6 protein-coding genes are annotated in these 18,440 nt (G+C 68.9%); 4 read left to right on the top strand and 2 right to left on the bottom strand.

The genetic code is table 11. From position 1 onward, the window contains the following. Positions 1–24: 24 nt before the first annotated feature. The gene (locus RMN57_RS06045; protein WP_313762332.1) at positions 25–5,280 is read right to left on the bottom strand and encodes an ATP-binding protein; all 5,256 of its coding nucleotides are present in this window, start codon (positions 5,278–5,280) and stop codon (positions 25–27) included. A gap of 331 nt (positions 5,281–5,611) precedes the next feature. Beyond that, positions 5,612–7,999, bottom strand: a complete 2,388-nt coding sequence (locus RMN57_RS06040) for a preprotein translocase subunit SecA (protein ID WP_313762331.1) — start codon at positions 7,997–7,999, stop codon at positions 5,612–5,614. Between the two features lie 461 nt (positions 8,000–8,460). Here RMN57_RS06040 and RMN57_RS06035 point away from each other — a divergent pair, with 461 nt between their 5' ends. The 4 genes from RMN57_RS06035 to RMN57_RS06020 all read left to right on the top strand — a co-directional run bounded on the left by RMN57_RS06035 (position 8,461) and on the right by RMN57_RS06020 (position 18,046). Continuing rightward, a complete protein-coding gene (locus tag RMN57_RS06035; RefSeq protein ID WP_313762330.1) occupies positions 8,461–9,231 on the top strand; it encodes a recombinase zinc beta ribbon domain-containing protein in 771 nt (256 codons plus the stop codon). 162 nt (positions 9,232–9,393) lie between these two features. After that, the gene (locus RMN57_RS06030; RefSeq protein ID WP_313762329.1) at positions 9,394–11,463 is read left to right on the top strand and encodes a Shedu anti-phage system protein SduA domain-containing protein; all 2,070 of its coding nucleotides are present in this window, start codon (positions 9,394–9,396) and stop codon (positions 11,461–11,463) included. Positions 11,464–11,951: 488 nt separating this feature from the next. Continuing rightward, positions 11,952–17,192 (top strand): sacsin N-terminal ATP-binding-like domain-containing protein, encoded by a 5,241-nt coding sequence (locus tag RMN57_RS06025; RefSeq protein WP_313762328.1) that lies wholly within the window; start codon positions 11,952–11,954, stop codon positions 17,190–17,192. A 206-nt stretch (positions 17,193–17,398) separates the two neighbouring features. Then, complete coding sequence (locus RMN57_RS06020) at positions 17,399–18,046, top strand: DCL family protein (protein ID WP_313762327.1); 648 nt, start codon at positions 17,399–17,401, stop codon at positions 18,044–18,046. Positions 18,047–18,440: the final 394 nt, after the last annotated feature.

The raw sequence follows: 18,440 nt of genomic DNA, 5'->3' as shown, positions 1-18,440 counted from the left end.
GCTGTCTTCCTGTACGGCGGAGGTTCACAGGCGGCTTGGCGGAGTAAGCGCGGCCGGATCGGAGGGTCCCATGGGCACGTCAGCCGCATTGGTGAGTAGTCGGCGGGCAAGGGCGCGGACGGTGAGCAGCGGTCCGCGGGCCAGTGCTTCGAGTGCGTGCTGGCAGTGGTCCACGACGGGTTGGGCTGCGGGGCCCTGTCCCTGGAGGAGGCACAGCAGCCACATCAGGGTCGCCGGATCGGAGAGTTGCTCCAATGCGAGGGCCATGGCGGGTGCCGTGGCTTCGGGGCGCAGCGTGATCAGGGACCGCGTCGCGACCATCGCGCGGCGTTTGCCTTCCCGGTCCGCGTAGGCAACTGCGGCCAGTGCCGCTGTCGCGAAGGCGCGATCGAGATCGCCGGGTGCGGGGGTGCCGTTGTCGTTGTCGGGGGCGCGGTAGGGGCGCTGGGGGTCGTCGCTGTCGTGGACGCGGGGTGCTCTGTTCTCGATGATCGTTGCGGCTTCGTCCCAAAGGGCAAAGGCCAGGTCGAGAGAGTCGTTCGGGGGCAGGCCGAGGGCTTGGTGGGCGAAGGCGAAGACCAGTGCCTGGGTGATGCCGTGGGTCCCGTACCGGCCAGCGCCCACCACTGCTTCGGCTTCATCGGTGATGACGCGGTGGGTGAGGGCGGGGTCGAGTTGGGAGGCCGTGCGAAGGGCGTCGAGGGCTGTCTCGCCCCCGAAGTTCAGCCATCCACCTTGTCCGCGGGTGCGTACCCAGGTCAGTGCGTAGGCTTCGGCGGCGAGAGTGTCGTGGCCGTTCTGGCGGAGCTTGTCCGCGAGTTGGCGCAGCAGGAGCGGGCCATCCCGGAAGTCGAAGGGGCCCGCGATGGCGCGCAGGACTTGCGCGGCCTCGTCGGTCTGTCCTCGGGCGATGAGGTCGAGCAGGCCGTCGCCGACGAGGCCTGTCATCTGTTCCAGGGTGTGCTGTGGTGCGCCGGCCTCGTACGAGCTCAGGTGCCATGCGCGCAGTACCCGGATCAGGCCGACCGGCTCGGAGCGCGCGGGTGACAAGGCGGCAGGTGACGTCGGCGGCGGAGCGGCCAGCTGCGCGGGGCTTGGTGCGCTGCGAAGGGTCTGGGGCTCGTCGGTGACCAGTGGTTCGGGCAGGGGGGTGAGCTGCGGGGCGCCGATGCGTTCGGCGACGGCGTTGAGTTCCGCAACAAGCTGCGCGTCGGTCGGCATGGTCTCGTCGGTGGAGGAGCCGCGGTTCGCTTGCCGCTCGTCGGCCCTGCTCAGTGCGAGGCGCAGCAGTCGTGGAACGCCGTCGGGAGTGGAGGGGCCGATTGTCCGGGCGAGCCGGTCCAGAAGTTCGGCGTCGGCTTGGAGGAGCGGGGTGTCCAAGGTGATGCGGAGCGCGGTTGCCGCGACCGGGTCTGCGGTGTCGCTCCACGCGCGCCAGAGGTCTTCTCGGGCGCCGTGGAGGAGGGTGTTCGGGCCGTTGCAGTCACTGAGCAGGTCGGCGGCTGCGAGATCGGCAAGGGCCGCGGGGTCTGCCCCGGCCAGGACGCGCCACCATCGCGGGCGGGCGGCGTTGGTCTCCTTGCCGTCCGTGTGAAGGACAAGGCGTTCGCACAGTGGCTGGATGCGCGCCACCCGCGCCCGCCCCCGGGCCGGATCCGTAGCGACCAGGGCGGGCAGCGGATCCAGGACCTCGTAGACGGTGATGTCCTTGCGCCAGCCGTAGGCCACCAGGAAGCGGCAGGCCGCCAGCCAGAGTTCCTCCGCCTTGACGAGGTCGTCGGCGATGAGGGCAAGACGCGCGTGGATGAGACGATAGCGGGCGAGGTCGCTGTAGAAGCGTCCGCCGGCCTGCTGCAGGAGCTCATTGCGGACGGCTTCGTCGACGTCGGCCCGCCGTGCGGGCGTGGTGTGCTCGACGGCAATCGTCAGGAGAGTGTCGGTCGGCAGCGGTCCGCCCATCTCGCCGCTCGCACTGACGCTGAGTTCCCGGCTGACGTGGATGAGGGTCTTCCACGCCTGTGGCCAGTCCTGGTCGGACACGAGGGTGACCGCTCGGCGTACCGACTCTTCGATGAGCGGATGGATCGGGTAGAGGTCGCAGGCGCGGGGTTTGCCGGTGAAGCGGCCGAGGTCTGCGGTCAGGAGCCCGAGGGCTTCGATGACCAGGCCAGACCGGGTGGGTGTTTCGGCGGTCTCGGCACGGGCGAGGGCGATCGCGAACCGCAGCCAGCAGGGGTACCAGCCGGGCCCCTGGACGAGAGAAGGTGCCGCGCCCAGGGCAATGGGGTCGGTCCGTGCCGTGATCGCCAGCGCGTCGAGCCACCCGGCCACGACCACGGGGCTCCACCGGACCTGTTCGTTCTGTACGTCGCGGGTGAGAGAGAACAGGGCGTCGCGGGCCGTCGAAGTCTCCTCTGCCGCAATGCCTTCGGCGAGATCGGCGGCGGCGACCCCCAGTGCGAGCAGCCGGTGCGCCGTTCCCATCACATAGCCCAGGTCGGCGGCCTTCTGCGCCCAGTCCGCGGCGCTGCCTGCCGCCTCGGGCGCCGCGCCTGCGGCGACCTGCTCGGCGAGCGCGAGGCATACCGGGCCGCCCGTCTCAAGGCGCGGAACCAGGTCGGTGACGGCCTCCATGCCGACGGTGTCGAGGAGCGTCTTAACGACAGCGTCGGCCGCTTCCTGGTCACCCCGTTCGTCAAACCACTCGGTGATGCGGTCCAGCGACACCGGCCGGCCGGGCCCGTCCTCGCGTGGTTCCTCCCCTGTCCCCTGATCGGTCGCCGACAGGCGCAGCCGGCCGCGCAGGTATGCCAGTTCGACGGCCCGGTCGGACTCCGCACCGTAGGAGGTGTTGTCCGATTCCGCCTCGTGGTCATGTGCCGTCATGTACGCGTGCCAAGGTGCCACGGCACCTGCCTCGTCGAGGACGGCGCACATCTGCAAACCTGCCCGGGCAGGCATGACAGTCCGCCCGTCGTAAAGGAGCCGATCCGCCAGCGTCTGAGCCCCCACCAAGGCGATCGGCACGTCGGCGAATTCCACCAGGTCCGACTCGAAGCGCTCGAACTCGAACGTCTGCGCGGCCCTGGCCAGTTCGACACAGCGCGCGACGAGGGGCCAGTTCGCCGTCCTGGCGGCGCAGCGCACGCCGGTGGCCAGATTGTCCCTGATCGCCGAGGCCGGGTGGGCGGTGGCAACGGCACGGGTGACGAAGTCCCGCCCGATGAGATCGAGCACCTCCGCGTCGCGTCCCGCTTCGGCGAGGATCTGCAGGAGGCGACGGAAGGCCCGCGAGTCGTCGAACAGTCCCTTCCCGGTCAGCCAGGTGGCGATCAGCGCCAGCGTCGATTCCAGAGCCCGAGGGTCGTTGTCATAGCCCAGGCGCAGGTAGCGGGCAAACGACTCGTGGTAAACACGGATCTCTCTGGGCCCGGCCGTCCCGGAGAGCACCGGGGCCAGCACCTTCAACGCGCCGCCGATCCTGTGCGCCCGGTCCGGGATGATCTGCTCGAGCTCCTCGCGGGTAACGGACATGCCGAGCAGGGCGATGATGTCCGCGACGACATAGGCGTCCGCGCCGAGGGTGTCGTAGAGATGGTTGTAGTAGCCCTCCAACGATCCCTGGTAGGCCGGGAGCGCCCGCACCACTGCCGCGGCTTTCGTGATCGTCTCCGGCCGGAGGGCGACCTCGCGGCAGAGATACGTCGCGTACAGGGCGTTTCCACCCGAGTGTTCCTGCAGCGCGTCCAGGAAATCGGTCACGTCGCGGTCGTCGGTCAGGAGCGCTTCGGTGCGCTCGTCGTCCGCCGCCGGGACGAGTCTGAGCCGCTGGGCGACGGCGCGGCACTCGTGCGCTGTCAGTGGCGGCACGGCGACGGAAGCCGCCCCCGTGTCCTGGAGCGGGACGAGGTGGTGTCCGGGCTGGCTGAGCACGATAAGGACGCTGCCGGGCGGAAGGGGCATCGAGCCGAGGACCGCGGCGAGAGCCAGGGACGGATCGGCTCTCCTGGTCCTTCCTCCTTGTACGCGGGTGACGTGGTCCAGACCGTCCACGACGAGCGCCACGCGCCGGGTGGGATCCTTGCGCAGCGCGGTGTCCACCGCCGTGGTCAGTGCTTGCGCATCGGCGGCGAAACGCGGACGCTGCTCCTGGATGAGGTCGGGTTCCGCCTCGGCCAGCCGGCCCAGCAAGCTGCCGAAGACCGTTTCCGTGACCACCCGGGTCAGCTGATCGCCGTCGGCGTCGCCGAGGTAGCAGTAGTGCTCGGCGACGAGCCATCCGTCACTCGTGAGTTGGTCGACCAGCTGCTGGCACGCCCAGGACTTGCCCTGTCCCGGGGGGCCCGTGACCAGCAGGACTGCCCCGTCGGCTGCCGCCGTCGCGGCTGCTTCCACCAGGACACCAACTGTGGCGGGCCTCGCGACCTCCAGGGCGCGGTCAACAGGGTTCTCGCGCACGACGGCGCCGAGGTCGCTGCGCAACTGGGCCTGGCGCAGTAGCTCGCGCGGTGTCACCTCGGTGCCGCGCTGCCGGGCGGAGCGGACTGTCCGGATCAGCGCCTCGGCGACGTTCACCGGTGAGCGGCCCTCGTTGGGGTAGATCCCCGCGCCGAGCTCGCCGCGTACCCGTTGGAGGAGAAGCTGTTCGGCTGGCCCGGGCTGTAGGAGGTCCGTCGTCATGGCTGGTGCGCTGACTTCCACCACCAAGTGCTCGCACAGCCATTCCAGGTCCTGCTTGGAGACGGCCTTGTCGCCGCTGGTCAGGAACCCGAAGATGTTGCCTGCCCTGCGCCGGCCCCGCGCGGGCAGGTCAAACCCTCGCCAGAGCGCTTCCGCGTCGAACCGCAGGAGTGTGGTGTTCATCCCCGCCAGGAATGGCGGGTCGGAGGCGGGAGCGGACACCATCACCGCCTTCAGCGCGTCGTCTTCCGGAGGAGCGTCGCGCATCACGATGCGCAACCGGTGGGCGGTGGCACCCGCGCCGGGCCCGTCCCGGTCGGCGACGGCAGCCGCGACCAGGCGGTCCAACCTCAAATCGCGGCTGTCGGACGTGAACGTGGTGTAGCCGAGAGGTGCTTCTTCGTCCGAGTGCTTGAACTGGGTCCGCTCGCGGGATCCGTCCACATTGATCACCGTAAGGTCGTCGAAGCGGTCGTCCGCCACCAGCTTCTCGTCGACACGGACCCTGGCGACCCCGCCGAGCAGCAGGTCGACGACGCGGCCTGCCTCCATCAAATCCTGGTACTCGTACCCGCGGTGCGCGGCAGTCAGATCACTCATATCGGCAGCATTCTCCACCGTCGAAGCACCCCGCTGGCGCAGAAGTGACCAAACCGCGACGAAGGCGCCGGTGAGGTCTACCGGCTTTGCTGTCGCTGAGGACCGCGGCTGCCGTGAGGCGCACCGCTGACAACGCCGGTGTCGAGCGGCGCAGTCCGTGAGGACGCAACAGCCGCTACGGCGAGCCGATCTCCGCGCCGGTCCTGCCCGCACTCCAACGGGCGCTGGCTTTCCTCGGCCGCTGAGAAGGTACTGCCGCCGCCGCATCGGTGACGTCCGCTGGACGGGCTGCCATGGTGTGGAAGGTGACCTGTTGTGTCAGGGTGCGGTACTAACGCTTTCGCTTCTGCCTTGTTCTGGCAATGCTGCTCGCCTTATGCGGTGGCCGCTTGGCGTTCGGATGGAGCGCTCGCTGAAGGTCCGAGGCGGCTCGCAATGACCTCACAGTGGCCGTCAGCGTGGCGTCGAGCGGCCCGATGTGTCCGTCGTAGAAAGCTCCGACGAGACTCCGAGTCTGTTCGTCGTACAGGAAGACGACGCCCCTCGGGATGCCGAGTTGGTGCTTCTTCGCCCTCAAGTAGCCGCAGAGGTTCTTCTCGGTATCGGCGGGATTCGCCCTGGGTGGGCGGGTGGCCCAGACGAACAGCCATCCCTCGGCCGGGTCGACGCTGCCTGTCATGGGAATGGTGAGACTACGTCCGAGCCCGTTCGGATCGGGGTTGTTCAGGAGGTCGCCGCCGTGCCGGGCGAATCTGTGCTGCACGTCCGTCGACGTCGAGAGAAGCGTCGCACCGATGCTGAGCCACCCGGTCACGTTCCGGGTTTGCAGCTCATCAACGAGAGTGGCGACCGGAGACGGCACCATCACCGGCTTTGGAGCCGTTCCGGCACCTACGCTGGCGCGATGGAACCATCTGTCGAGCGCGTCAGTGCGGCTGCTCAGGAAGACCGGTTGCTGTGCGCGGTACCGGCGCAGCTCGGCTGTGGTCGGTTCAGGCAGGAACGGAAACGCGCTGCGTACCTTCGCCGGGTCGGGTTCGACCCAGAGGCCGGCTTCGAAGAAATAGAGGAATAGGTCCAACTCGTCCGGTGCGCTGAACATGACGGTGACATCTGGATTGCGCCGCCGGCGGAGGTAAAGGAGGAACTCGGCTGGGCGATCGACGAGTTCGGTAATCACCTCGAGGTCGTGCAGCGAGACGGTCCATGGAATGTTCTCGGGGCTGAGGATGCCAGCCTGCATCAGCTCCGAAGTGGCTGTCAGGACAGTCGGCAGATCGTCGAGGCTTACCGCGATCGTGTGGATCTCGCGGATGTGCCTGAAGCCAACCCAGCCCTCGCCTTCGATCTGGAGGCCACCGTCTCTCTCGATCCCGTTTCGCATCCGGCCCGCCTGCGCGGCGGCGTTCGTGATGATGCCGGTCAGATCCCTGCGAATCCGTGCCGTTCTTCCAGCCCTGGATAGGGCGCTCAACGCGACGGCCTTGTCCTCCACGATGATTGCAACGTCGTCGAGGATGACAAGGTGATCGCCCTCGACGCGTTTGGTGTATCCCGCTGGATCAGCGGCCACCTCCTGGGCGCTGTTCGCGGGCACGTAGTACTCGAAGGCGTCCCTGTAGTAGGCGCCTGGAAGTACGCGGCCCAACGCGGTCCGTGTTCGGGACTCGAGAAGGTCTCCGCGGTGCTTCGCGTAGCTGTCCCACGCGACTGAGGTCTTCAGGTGATCTTCGAGATTCTCTCGGACTGCGAACACGTTCAGTGCGGAGTGCGGGAGCATGAGGCGCCCGTTCTCGGTTTGGACGAGCGGCCTGGTACGCATCGGGTTCCTGCCGCTCGTGAAGGCGTCGACGACCTGTGCCGGTGTAGCGCTGCCAAGATCGAGGCGGAACCGTTCGACGACCGCTTCGACTCGTTCCCCGGAGATGCCGGTGTGCGCGGCGATGTCATCGACCGTAACCGTCACCTCGTCGGCGCCGGGCTCGAACATCGACATGAAACTGGAGCGTGCGAGGTCCTTCAGTTCACCGTCTGGCTGGCCGGCCTGTGTCGCGGCCATGGCACTCAGGATCGTGTTGCGCATGGCGTCCATGCGGCTGTTCATGCCGTCCTCTTGCAGGTCGTGGCACGCCTCCAGAACGGCGATGGCGTCCGTTGCATCGAAGCCGAGTTCGGCATTCAATGCGGCGCGAACATTTGGATCTCCGTCGAGGAGTTCACGGTTGGTTGCCTCGACCATCTCCGGGTAAGACGAGTTGCGCATCCACACCTCGGCGCCGCGAAGAAGCAAGGTCACCAGAGCGAGCTTGTCGGCCCGATCCACGGCGGCAAAAGCCCGGATCTGTGCAAGACGAAGAAGCCTGTCAAGGTCTTCCCTCGCCTCCTCAGAGACGAAGCGGCTCATCTCCTGGTCCGCGACTGGATCGGGGAAAGGGGTACCCGCTGCCGCTGCTTCCCGGCGCGCAGCAAGAGCAACAAGGGTGAGCAGCTCCACTTGAGCGGCGCTGGCCTCCGCAACGACCGGCACCGTTCCCTCAGGTGCCATCGGAAGCATCGCCAGGCGAGCCACCTCGATGAGCCGGATCGCGTCGAATCGCCGAAGCTTCGCGACAAGATCGGCAACGGCGCCATCGAACGCCATGCCGGCAGCCGCTTCAGGGTCGTCGGCCTCGGCAAACCTGGCCATCAGGTCCACCAGCGACGCCCAGGACTCGATCATCACACGGGCATGTGGGTCGAATGCCGATGATGAAGAGGCAATCCGAGACTGCTTCTTCTTCCGAGCTTCGCGGCGTTTCGATCGAGAACCCATCGGCCAACCTCATCACACTTCGAGACCCTTGAGCCAACCGATTCACACACCGGGCGCGGACAACTCCGAGTCGGCACAGCTCGGCAGCGATCGCGGCATCCCGGGTCGGCGACGAGCTGACGGCACGGATCGCCAAAGTGGACCCAACACGGCGTCGCATCCGCCTCTCGCTTCCTACCGAGCATGCGCCCGCGGACTGACACCGTGGCCACCTGGGTGGTCAGCCCAGAGCACGCCTGGGAAATTACGTGGCCTTCCACAACCACCGGGTCCTCCGGCCGCTCCGGCAGTCGGTTGGTCCCGTACGCGCGCCCAGATGCCCCCTTCGCAAAGGCGGTGACGGTTAGATCCTGCGCTCGCCGGCGACGATGGGCCCAAAGCTGACCGGTCGGTCCGTCAAGGCGCGCAAGATCGCGCGTGACGCGAAGGGCCTGCCCATCCGGATGGCCAAGCCGCTGTTCACCGAGGAGAAGTGGGCGGCGGTCCAGGCCGCGATGGACGAGCGGTCCATCACGAAGGCGCGCTCGAACGGCGCCTCGCCCTGGCTCGGCGTGCCTCACTGCGACCGCTGCGGCGACCGGTTCTACCGGCAGGTGAACCTCGCCAAGAACGGCAAGATCTACGAGTACTACCGGTGTGCGAAGACGGTCGGCAAGCCCGCCTGCAAGGGCCAGTCCGTCAAGGGCGAGCGCGTCACCGCCGCGATCACCGCCCTGGTGGAGCGCCTGGCCGGGCTGGCGATGACGGTGCGCAGGTTCATCCCAGGTGAGGACCACACCGAGCAGCTCAGCCATGTCACCCAGGCCATGCGCGACCTGCGCGAGGAGAAGCGCCGCAACCTGTCCGACTACCCCGGCGGCGACGACGAGTACTCCGAAGCCCTTGAGATCCTGGTCGACGAACGCCGCCGTCTCGCCGCCCTCCCACAACGCCCCTCCGCCTGGGTCGAGGTCGAAACCGGCCAGACCTTCGCCGACGCCTGGAACCAGGCCGACCAGGAAGAACGCCGCCAGCTCCTCCTCGGCCTCAAGGCCCGCCTCTACATGACACCGGCCAACGAAGGCTGGTACCTACCCGCCGAACTTCAAGAGCGAATACGACAGCTGGAGTGCGTCCACGGCTCGGCGTACGTCGGGTGACTCGGCTCGACGGTGAGACCGGCCAGAGCCTTGCCGACACCCGCAGCCTCGCCCGGACGCGCTGCGACGTTCTCGCGGCCAGCCAGACATGTTGATGTCGGAGTGAGAGCGGAATCTCCCGATAGCCCTCCGCACGGCGTACCAGCCGTCCATCATGGAGGCATGACGTCCAATGACCCCGACCCGGCGTACGCTCGACCAGAGATCACTGCGGTGACGCGGCAAGACATCCTCAAGTACCTGCGCGGGATGTCGAGCCCCTGGTGGGGGAAGCTGGACGAGGTCACGTTTCTGGAGGGCCTCTACGACCTGGACCGTTGTCAGTCCGAGAACAGCCAGCTTCCGACTGTCCGGGCCGATATCCAGCAGCACCGGTTCAACAACTACGACCTGCCCGACGACTGGATCTTCGAGGACCCCAGGTTGGAGCTTGCCCAGGGGCCGGACGAGGTACTGCTCGCCTTTCTGGCACGGGTGGTCCATCCCGAGGTGGCAGCCGACGTCGAGGAGGCGTTGGCGTATGTCGAGGAGCTGAACCGGCTTCTGGCGCCCGATGGATGGGGCCTGCGCTCCTACGAGTTCGTTTCCGGCCGCCCGCTGTATACCCCGGTCCGCGTCGCGCCGACGGGTCCGCTGGTCCCGTTGCCGCTGGGCGATGAGGACACGGGCAAGCTCGACCTGGTACTGGGCCAGACCTACAGCCTCCTGGACTGCGCCAGCGAGGAGAGCGCACGCGATCTTCTGCGCACCGCGGTTCTGACCCTGCGCCGCGACGGCGGCTTCTTCCATCCCATGCCGGGTGACGGCTGGACGGCGGACACGTACGAGGCGGTCCTGACGGTGGAGCGCGAGCTCCTGCACGCCGTCACCGAAGAGACGAAGGGGTTGATCTGGCGGACGCTGGAGGCTGTGCTCCGCCAGCTCGGGCGCGCCGACGTCCAGGGCCTCGTGGTCGAGGGCGATCCCCGGCCGATGCCCAACATCGCGCCGGACTGGCGGACCCATGCCGCCGCACCTGCCGCCCCCATCGTTCGCGGCTTCCGCCTCCCCTTCACCACCACCGAGTTCGACGTCACCAAAGGGGACTTCGCCAGCCTGGAGATCCGCGGTTCCCAGGACGGCGACGGGCTCCAGCACCTCTACGACACCCGCGCACGCCGAATGATCACCAGCTTCGTCCTCGACGACCGGCCCCAGGTAGCGACCCTGCTCAACGTCACCATCATCAAGAAGGGCGACAGCTACACGCCGAGGATCAAGCTCTGGAAGAAGGACAAGAATAAGGCGCCGGACACCCCCATTTCCCAGATGATCCCTGACACCGGCGCCACCCGTGCCGTCAAGGCGCTCGTCGACACCGGCGACGTTCACGAGAACTTCTGGAAGGTCATCAACTTCCTCCAGGGCTGCGCCGGCCTGAGCACTCCCGGCGACCTCCACCAGTGGGCGACCGGGGACGAAGCACAGCTGGTCCAGCTGCTGACTGGTCAGGACCGGACGATGGTTCTTGGTGCGGTCAGGTCCGCGATCGGCGGCGGACTCACGGAAGAGGACATCCGGCTGATCAGCAACCGCAAGGAACAGCTCCAGAGGTTCGAGCGACTGCTTACCGATCCGGACTACTTCCAGCAGGCGGAGAGCCTGGCTACGACACGCGGGCCGGAGGCGGTCTGGCAGGCCTTCTTCGAGGAGAATCAGTGGATCTTCGGGTACGGCCTCAACCTCATCGCCTGCCAATCCGTCGACGACGGCAAGCTGGAACGCATCACCACAGGCGCCAACATCTTCGGCGGTGCGGGGAAACGCATCGACGCCATCATGCGTTCCAGGGGACTGATCAGCAGCATGCTCTTCTGCGAGATCAAGACCCACGCGACAGAGCTGCTCGCCAAGACCCCGTACCGATCGGGCGTCTACCAGGCATCGAAGGAGCTGGGCGGAGGCGTAGCTCAAGTGCAGACGACCGTCAACAAAGCCCAGCAGCTCATCTCCCGCGAGTTCCTCGAGCGCATCTACGAAGACGACGGCACCCCAGTCGAGATAGGTCTGTCTACCACCCGCCCTCGGCAGGTAGTGGTGATCGGCAGCCTCCAGGAGTTCATCCAGAACGGTGCTGTGAATCCGGCGATGCTCAGCTCCTTCGAGCTGTACCGGACGTCGATCCAGGACGTCGAGATCATCACGTTCGACGAGCTCTACCAGCGGGCGTGTTTCATCGTCGAGGACCGCTGAGTCTGGCTGGTACAAGAGCATCGGATCGAGAGCTCCATCGCGTGGGCATTGCGGCGGAACAAGTCGCCGCCTCGGTTCAGAATGCGTGGCCGATCGGCGTCTTGACTTGAAGTGCGACCTGTTCCGGCGGCTGAAAGCTACGGTTTATCCGACAGCTCGCGGTAGCCCAGTCGGCAGCTGCGACAATTTGGCACTGCACTGCACTGCACTGCACTGCACTGCACTGCACGGCTGCGGAGGCGGTGTGCGCGGGCCGTACGCTCATTCACTTGAGCAGTCCTGGCGACGCGCTGCGCAGGGTGCTGGACAAGACCGAGCTGGTGGATCAAGGCCTCGGACTCATTGATCATGACCAAATGCGTGCCCTAGTGGCATGGCTGCGGATGATTTCGTACGGCATGTGGAGGCGGCGGTTGAAGGACCCCGGGGCGGCGGGTTCCCGTCGGCGGCAGGTGTGGGCGCAGTCGGTGAAGAAGGCGCGGACGTGCTTGAGGAGCCTGGCGGAGGGCGATACGGACTCGCGCGATCTGAAGGCCGTGATCGAGGAGGTACTGGCCCCCGAGTACAAGGGGCGAGTGATTGTCGAACTGCTGCAGAACGCCCACGACGCGCACCCGGCCAAGGCGGGCGTCGGGCGGGTGGAGATCCTGCTCGACGAGACCGAGGGCGAGCACGGGGTCCTCTACGTGGCCAACAGCGGCCGCGAGGTGACGCGGGAGCGCTTCGACGCGCTGCGCCGGGTCGCGGCGTCGCCCAAACGGCCGGACGAGGGGATCGGGCACAAAGGCGTGGGCTTCAAGAGCGTCCGTCAGCTGACCGAGGCCCCGGAGGTCTACAGCGTCTCCCGCCCAGGCGCCAAGACCTTCGACGGCTACGGCTTCCGCTTTGCCCGGCCGTCGGACTTCGACCGGCTGGCGGCCGAAGCGGCCCCGGACGACCCCAGCGCGGCCGACAAACTTCGCGAGAACCTGTCCGCGCTGATGCTCCCGGTGCCCGTCGATGAGGTCCCGGAGCCGGTGCGGCAGCTCTGCCGTCGCGGGATCGTCACCGTCGTCCGGCTGCCCCTCAAAGACACCGAGGCCCGCGACTCGGCTGCCAGGCAGCTGCGCGAACTCACCGACGACAGCGCGCCCTTCGAGCTCTTCCTCGACCGTCTGGCCACGGTCGTGGTGTCCCACACCCAGGCCGGCGCCGCCCCGAAGCGCGTCGTCTTCGGGCGGCGGGTGACCACGTTGTACAAGGGCCGAGGCCTCAGGATCGAGGAGGTGGCGCTGCGCCGCGGGCGTCTGCAGCTGGTCCTGGTCCGCAGCCGGGTGCCGGAGGAGCGCGTCCTCCCCGCCATCGCGGCCAGCGGCGACATGGGCAAGGCCTGGGACAAATGGCGCGGGTCCGCCGAGGTGGTGGTCGCCGTCCCGGCAGGCGAACCGCTGAGGGGCGGCCGGCTCTACACCTTCCTGCCGATGGGTGCCACGACCGAGTGCCCGGTCGACGGGTACATCAACGCGCCGTTCTTCTCCCACGTCAGCCGCCGCACGCTCGTCGTCGAGACGCCGTGGAACCAGTTGCTGCTGGACGAGGTGGCCACGGCCTGCGCCCGGGCGGCCGTGCTGGTCGACGAGGGGCGGGTGCGGTTGCCGGGCGAGTCCGTGATCGACCTGGTCTGCCGGAACGGCGCCGAACTGGATCGGCTGCAGGAGGCGTTTCGGAAGCTGGACCGCAAGCTCAACGAGGTAGCATTCATGCCGAGGGTGCACCCGGAGGGCTCCCGCACCTCGTTCGACCGCGGCAAGTTCATCGAGCAGCCCGAGGGTGTCGAGGTCTTTACTCCGCAGGCAGTCGGTGCGACCGGCAGGGCGGAGATCATCGACTCTGCCCTGCACCCGCTGCGCGCCGAACGGCTCCGGAGGATGGCCCGTCTTCTCTACCTGCGCCTGGAGCCCGCGACCTTCCAACTCGCCCAGTGGGCCGAGGCCGTGGCCGAGCAGCTGGCCGAGAGCACCGGCGCAAAGGACGCTGACCACGAGCGCTGGGCCGACTTCTACCATGACCTGGCGCTGTCGTTCCCCGACGCCGCCGTATTGCAGGGCAAGCGGATCGTCCTCGACACGGGCGGCCGGCTCGTCCCCGCCGGTGGCGAGCACGTCTTCTTCCCCGGCACGGGCGACGTCCTGCTCCAGCCCGACACGCTGCCCGCCCGCGTACGCGAGCACCTCTCCTTCGTTCATGACCAGATCCCGTGGTCGACAGGCCGGGGCAAGGTTCGGAACCGCCGCGCCGCCGGGCGCCGGTGGCTCGAACAGCAGCGGCTCGTGCAGACGTATACCCCGGCGGCGCTGCTGCCCGTCCTGACCGCAGTGATGGGGCAGGACGGGCAGGACGACGAGACCCGGTGGGAGTGCCTGCACCTCGCCTGCCGCCTGTGGATCGCGCAGGGCTCGCGTGGTGGCCGCATCAAGGGCCTGCTCGTCCCCACTAGGGGAGGCTGGTCGCCCACCTGGCGGGCGATGTTCGGCCCGGGCTGGGCGGGACCGTCCTCGGTCGTCGACGGCACCCTCGTCCGCTTCCTGGACCTGACCCGGCCCCTGGACCGCTCCCTCCGTCAGGCCCATGACACACTGCTGAGGCCGGCCGCCGAGGTGTGTGAGGGCAGCGGCACCGACCCGGCGGTGTTCCAGCGCTTCCTGGAGCGCCAGGACGTGCGCCACGGCCTGCGGCCGACCTACCTCACCGTCACGGACTCGGTGAAGGGGAGCCAGCTCAACCACCCGTGGTCCTTCGACGCCTACCGGTCGATCTACCGTACGGCTGAGGCGCGCAGGCAGTGGGTGGCCACGGCCCAGACCTGGCCGAACAGGCACGGCGGCCTCTACGCGACCGTCGCCTACCAGCCCCAGAACCGTCTGCTGGCGAAGCTCCCGGGTCAGGACGCCTACGCCGAGTTCTCGGACGAGGGCCGCCGGCTCTACGCCGAGCTGATCGTCCACGGCCTGGGCACGTGGCTGCCCAACGCGCTGGAGACCCGGTTCGTGCGTGGCAGAGACGGCTCCGGGACTGCCTGGCCGACCCCGCTCGCCGCGTTCCTCCGCCATGCGCCGTGGATTCCGCAGGCCCTGGACCACCAGGGCCGGAGCACCTTCGCCCCAGTCTCGGCCGCGTGGTGGTGGAGTGAGAGCGAGCAGCCGCCCGCCTACCTCTCCGTTGTGTCCGCAGAGCTTCGGCAGATGGCGACCGGCAAAACGCTGGAACGGCTCGACCTGCTGGGCGTACGCCACTGGACTGACCCCCGCACCGCCCTCGACCGGCTCCGCCACCTTCCCCAACTGCTGCTCGAAGCACCACAGTTGCGCACCGGGGTGCACGCCAACGCGATCCGCCTCGCCTACGAGCGGGCCTGGTCGGAGCTGCTGCCGCCCCACCAGGGCCAGGACAGCTCACGGGCCGACCTCGAAGCCCTCCTGGTCTCCCGGGCCGGCGCCCTGGAGGTCCTCCCCGCCGCCCTCGAGGGCGAGGCCGCCGAGCCGGTGCACCTGCCGGACCCGGGCAGCGGCCAGCAGCGCAGGCTGCTCGACCAGGTCCCCGTCCCGGTGCTGCCGCTGGACGACCGGGCCCTGGGCGGCCGGGTGCACGAGTACCTCGCGGACCACGACGGCTTCGAGCCCCGCCCGTGCAGCGAGGCCGCGGTCCAGGTGGTCGCGGACCAGCTACCCGCTCCGCAGGCGCCGAGCACGTCCCTGCTGGAGTTCGCCGGCCCCTGGCTGCGCGCCCTGGTGGCCGCGGTGGTGGAGTACGACGAGGACCGCGCCCTGCGTCCGGGGACCGTCACGGTCGACCGGCTCACCGGGCGCCTGCGAGCCTGCTCCCTGGTGCTCGCCACCGAGGCCGTCACCCATGTCGCCGGACACGCGCTGGCCGCCACCGACCGCTCGGTGCTGCACGACGATCCCGAGCGCCCCTGCCTGGTGGCCGTCCAGGCGCCGCCGCGAGCGCACTGGCCGGTCCTCCAGGCGGCCGCGCCGAGCATCGCCGAGCTGGTCGGCGCTCCCTACCTCGCGGCGGAACTCGAACTCGCCCTGCTGAGGCTGGGGCAGCGGATGCAGGGCCGAGGAACCGCCGAGGTGACGGAGGCCGACCTGGCCGCCGCGCTCGACCTGCCGCTCCACCGGCTGGAGGCGGTGCTCTCCGACCGCGCCTCCGCCCGCTCGGGCAGCGCCCGACTGGTACCCGTCCTCGCCTGCGAGGACGTCGGGTTGGCGGAACAGCTGCAACGGCTCCAGGAGACCTTCAACAGCCGTGAGGAGCTGCGCGGTTGGCTGTGCGGGAAGCTCGGCACCGACCGCGCCGAGCTGCTGCTCTCGCTTCCGGAGGACGACTGGCAGCGGCTGCTGCTGCGGCTCGGCGTGCCGCTGGAGCGTGCCAACCGCGCGTGGGAGGCCCTCGGGCTGGCCACGATCGACAACTCCGCACTGCACACCCGCCAGTTCGAGGCCTGGCTGCAGGGCAACCGCTCCCGGCTGGTCGACCGGGTGCGCGACGCGTTCGCGGCCACCCCCCGCGCCGGGCGGGATCTCGGGGAGTACGTGCGGCTGCGCGACCTGCCGGGGCTCGGCCCCGAACCGGCGTGGCACCGGACGCGCTGGGAGCTCCCCGCCCACCTGATGGCCGACCACGCGGACCAGTGGCTGGCCGAGCACCTGCCCCCGGCGGGCAAGGGCTCGGGGGCCCTGCCGCCGGTGAGCGAGGTCCGGGGCATGTGCGTGGGCTTCGTGCACGCCCGGCTGCCGGAACTGCGCAGCCTGATCGAGCGCTGGCTCGCCCGGCAGGGGGGTGCCGCGGAGTCCACCTGCCCTGGGGCAGCCCAGGTGGCCCGGGAGATGGAGGCGGAGGGGCTCCTCGACTTCGCCCCGCTGACCCGCAGGGCGCTGATCGCCTGGCTGCAGTCGCGCGGCCACTGGCCGGAGGGGATGCCGGCCACGACGAACCCCGGCGACCTCGGCCTGGAGGGCGGCGCGGCGGGCCGACAGCCGTCGTCGCCGCGCGACGGGAAGGGAGCGGCGCTGTCGGGGCGCGCCCAGGCGCCGACGCTGGAGTTCAACGGTGAGCACCTGCCCACAGGGAGCGACGACCTGCGCGAACTCGCGCGCCGAGTGGTGGCCGACCTCACCGAGGCGCAACTGGCGACGTCGGTCGACCCGGTGACGCCCCGGGCGCCCGGCCCCGCGGCCGCCGTCCCGCGCCAGCGCGGATCCGGCGGTTCAGGGAACGGCGCGGGCGGCGCGCGGGAGTCCGGTGCCGGAGAGAAGCCCGTCGCGGTCGGCCTCGCCGGCGAGGTGGCGGTCGGCGCGTGGCTGGAACGGCACTTCGGGGTGCCGTCCGAGGAGTCGTGGAAGTCGGAGATGCGCCGCCACGTCCTCGCCGACGGGCTGGGCGACGACGGCCTCGGCTACGACTTCCTGATCCGGGACGGCGAGCGCACGCTGCTCTTCGAGGTCAAGTCGTCCACCGGTGCGGACGGCGACATCCAGCTCGGGGAAACCGAGACGAGGGCCGCGCGGGCGAGCCAGCTGAAGCCCGACGTGGAGTACCGGATCGTCTACGTCTCCCACGTCAACGACCACGAGCGCCGGAGGATCACCCCGCTGCCCAACCCGTTCAGCGAGTCCGGCCTGACCAGCTACCAGATCGTCAGCACCGCGATGCGGCTGCGATTCATCCTGCCACAGGAGGAGTGACGGCTATGCACCGATGCCCGCTGGTGGACCCGAACCCCCGTGAAGGCAGAGCGGACGAATTGGCCCGGGTACGCCCGGACGGGTGGTGTTGGGGACGCGAACTCCCTTACCACACCTGCGGTATTCGCTTCCCTCGTGTTGCTTGGCGGGTCCATCGTTGTGGGGGCGCCCGGATGTGGCGTGCGGATGATCAGGAGGTTGATCTGGTGGCAGTGACTTGGATCGGGCGACGTCGGTACACGACGAAGACGGCGGCCGGCGACGCGGTGCGCAAGATTCTGCACGGGAACCCGATCGGCACCGAGTTGGCCGGTGAGGAGTTCGACCTGGTGCGGGACCTTCTCGACATGCACCACGAGGCCGAGGAGAAGATTGGCGTAGGCGTGGCTGGCATCCGTATCGCTCCTCCGCAGAAAGGCAAATACCCCGGATTCGAGGTGGTGCGGACCGACGGCAGCACGATCGACTTCTCTTATAAGACCTGCCTCACGACCCCGAGCCTCCGCTCCCAGGTACACAACGTGATGCAGGTGGAGATCGAGGAGAAGAAGACTGCCTACTTCGAGTCGCGTCTCGCCGCCGGGACGTTCACCTCTGACCTATCCAGCATGCCGCTGGATACCAGCGACACCGCCGTAAGCCACTTCCGGGGCCCGGCGTTCGCCCAGATCGCTGATGGGTTCGCCGCCGCCGAGGGCGGGTGGGAGGCCATCGAGCTGACCCCTTCGACCGACTACGGCCTCGGGCTGTTCGTCGATCGCGACCAGGCCGACCGGTGGCGCGCGTATTGGGAGAAGCGGGCAGTCCTCGGTCTCCTGACCCAGGCGGAGAACCGCAGCCGCCCGCGCGCCTGATCACCGACTGCGGCCCCGGCTCCTGGGCGAGGGCGGGGCCGCGCTGTTCCCTCTGTCGGGATGTTCTACCGGCTGTGTGCAATGCGGACTCGGTGGTGGCAACGTCTGTGCGGCCTGTGCGCAGCGCGGTGACGTGTCGAGGTCCTGCTTGGCGGGGCAGGGCAGGGGCAGGAGGCGGCGGTGGGGCCGCTGAGCTGTCCGCGCTGCTGCCTGGGCGGGGGCGCTCCCGCTCCCTGCCCAGGCAGCCCTGGGTACGGCGCCTGACCGGAGCAGCGTCCGGGGAGAGGACGAAGTCAGTGCGTACGGGTCCACCACTGGACCACTACCAGGACGATGGAGCCGCTTGAGCCGGCCAGGCTGAGGACGGCGCGGCGTACGGCTTCGCTCCATGCTG

The sequence above is a fragment of the Kitasatospora sp. CM 4170 genome (assembly GCF_032110285.1).
In the GTDB taxonomy this organism is placed as follows: domain Bacteria; phylum Actinomycetota; class Actinomycetes; order Streptomycetales; family Streptomycetaceae; genus Kitasatospora; species Kitasatospora aburaviensis.
This window is presented reverse-complemented; position numbering and strand designations above follow the sequence as displayed.

Coding starts and splice junctions, on each gene's coding strand:
- RMN57_RS06045 (WP_313762332.1), bottom strand. CDS start 5,280: ATGAGTGATCTGACTGCCGCGCACCGCGGGTACGAGTACCAGGATTTG.
- RMN57_RS06040 (WP_313762331.1), bottom strand. CDS start 7,999: ATGATCGAGTCCTGGGCGTCGCTGGTGGACCTGATGGCCAGGTTTGCC.
- RMN57_RS06035 (WP_313762330.1), top strand. CDS start 8,461: ATGGGCCCAAAGCTGACCGGTCGGTCCGTCAAGGCGCGCAAGATCGCG.
- RMN57_RS06030 (WP_313762329.1), top strand. CDS start 9,394: ATGACGTCCAATGACCCCGACCCGGCGTACGCTCGACCAGAGATCACT.